Source organism: Acetobacter musti, assembly GCF_011516835.1.
Taxonomy (GTDB): Bacteria; Pseudomonadota; Alphaproteobacteria; order Acetobacterales; family Acetobacteraceae; genus Acetobacter; species Acetobacter musti.
The window spans coordinates 1-818 of record NZ_WOTB01000116.1; the positions used below are offsets into that span (position 1 = coordinate 1).

The window sequence follows — 818 nt, forward strand, 5'->3', positions numbered from 1 at the left end:
TAAGGTCTGTGGGGATTCACCGTGAGTGGATGATGGCTGCAGCGAGACAGATCATGGCGCTGAAGCTTTTGTCCGTTTTGCCGGCACGCATAGCGATGCGTTTGAATTCCTTGAGCTTGCAGAAAAAGTTCTCGATCAGGTGCCGCCATTTATACATTTCCCGGTCAAGGGGTAGCGGCTTTGAGCGCCTTGGGTGCTGGGAAATGACGGCCGTAGCGCCCCTTTCATCGAGTTCAGCGATGATGGTGTTGCTGTCGAACGCTTTGTCGGCGATGAAGGCATCGAATGTGAGACCGTCAATCAACGGTGGCACTTCCACACTGTCGAAGCGCTGTCCGGGCATCAGACGGAAACGCACGAGATTACCCAGGGCATCCGTCAGCGCGAGAATCTTCGTCGTCATGCCGCCCTTCGAGCGGCCAATGGCCTGGCTCTGAGTCCCCCTTTTGCGCCCTGCCCATGACGATGAACCTTCACGATCGTTGCATCGGCCATGGCATATTCCATGTCCGGATCACCGGACAGGGCCTCGAAAATCCGTTTGAAAACATCGGCATTGCGCCAGTCGCTGAAGCGACGGAACGCCGTGCTCCAGTTGCCGAACAGGGCAGGCAGATCACGCCATGGACTGCCAGTGCGCACAATCCACAGCACCGCTTCCATGAAAAGACGGTTGTCGCGACCGCTTCGACCCGGATCCGTCGATTTGCCAAGGCATTGGGGTTCAATCAGCGCCCATTGGGCGTCCGTCAGCACAAAGCGTTCCATCAGAAGCTTGAATCATAACCCAAGCCTCATGTGAATCCCCACACGCCGTA

The 818-nt window shown here is 56.7% G+C and carries 1 protein-coding gene; it reads right to left on the reverse strand.

Translation table 11 applies throughout. The features are described from left to right. Positions 1-16: 16 nt before the first annotated feature. A protein-coding gene (locus GOB93_RS20985; protein ID WP_198912745.1) for an IS5 family transposase occupies positions 17-768 on the reverse strand; the annotation gives its coding sequence in 2 pieces (ribosomal slippage) (positions 17-438 and positions 438-768; 753 coding nt in all). Positions 769-818 lie beyond the last annotated feature (50 nt).